Genomic DNA, 1,501 nt, shown 5'->3' with positions numbered 1-1,501 from the left:
TCGTCGAATTCCACCTCGCCGAAGGCCTCTCCGAAACCTTCCGCCTCGAAGTCGACCTGAGCTGCGCGAACCCTGCCGTCGATTTTGGCCAGGTCCTCGACCGCCCGGCGCTGCTCACCCTCTGGCAAGGCGGCCAGCCCGTGCGCTATGTGCACGGCTCGGTCAGCTCGTTCCAGCAAGGCGCGACCGGCTTTCGTCGCACCCGCTACCGCGCCATTGTCGAGCCCCGTCTGGCCCGTCTGCGACTGGCTTCGGACTGGCGCATTTTCCAGACCGTCACCGTGCCCGACATCGCCACCGCGATGCTCAAGAAGCACGCCCTCGATCTGGACTACGAACAACGCGTCACCAACCCCCACGAGACGCGGGAATACTGCGTGCAGGCTGGCGACAGCGACTACCACTTCGTCGAACGCATCATGCGCGAGGAAGGCTTTTTCTACGGCTTTCTGCACAGCGCCGAAGGCCACCGCCTGGTCCATTGCGACCGCCTGTGGATCTTCGGCAAACAGCCCGGCTCACCCGTGGAATACAACCCCAAACCCGGCGGCGATCGTCCGGGTCCGGCGCTGCATCACTTCACCTACACCGAAAACGTGCGCAGCGCCCGCCAGACCCAGCGCGACTACAGCTTCAAGAACCCGCTCTACAACCAGCAGACCCGCCGCGAAGCCACCGACCTGGAACACCAGGCCAAAAGCTACGAGCGCTACGATTATCCCGGCCGTTACAAAGGTGAATCAGGCGAAGCCTTCACCCGCGACCGCCTGCGTGGACTGCGCGGCGATGCCTGCCAGGTCATCGCCGAGGGTGACGACGCGCGGCTGGTGCCGGGCATCTATTTCGACCTTGTCGGCCATCCACGCGAAGACCTCAATCGCGGCTGGCGCCCGATACGCCTGGAGCACCACGGCAAGCAATACGTCAGCCAGGGCGAGGACAGCGCCGACGCTACCCAGGGCACCCACTACAACTGCGTTGCCACCCTGGTGCCGGACGATGCCGAATGGCGCGCCGAGGCATTGCCCAAACCGCGTATCGACGGCCCGCAGCCGGCGAAAGTCGTAGGTCCGCCCGGAGAGGAAATCTACTGCGACGAATTCGGCCGGGTGAAGGTGCAGTTTCCCTGGGACCGCGAAGGTAACGAAGACGAACACAGCTCCTGCTGGATCCGCGTGTCGCAGAACATCGCCGGCGCGCTTTGGGGCCATATGGCGATTCCGCGTATTGGTCAGGAAGTCATCGTCAGCAACTTCGACGGCGACCCGGACCAACCGGTTATCACCGGCCGGGGCTTCAATGCCCTGCAGCGTCCGCCCTACGAACTGCCGAAGCACAAGACCCGCATGACCCTCAAGAGCCAGACCCACAAGGGCAATGGCTTCAACGAGCTGCGTTTCGAGGATGAGGCCGGGCAGGAAGAGGTGTTCATCCATGCCCAGAGAGACCAGAACAATGTCGTCAAGAATGACGAAACCACCTTTGTCGGGCATGACCGCAG

At 63.6% G+C, this 1,501-nt stretch carries 1 protein-coding gene; it reads left to right on the top strand.

The window, feature by feature from the left end; translation table 11 throughout:
- On the top strand, positions 1-1,501 hold a 1,501-nt coding region (locus tag DM374_RS32500; protein WP_110973528.1), incomplete at both ends, for a type VI secretion system Vgr family protein.

The sequence above is a fragment of the Pseudomonas huaxiensis genome (assembly GCF_003231275.1).
GTDB lineage: Bacteria > Pseudomonadota > Gammaproteobacteria > Pseudomonadales > Pseudomonadaceae > Aquipseudomonas > Aquipseudomonas huaxiensis.
Note: the sequence above shows the minus strand (reverse complement) of the source record. Positions and strands in the feature narration are given on the sequence as shown.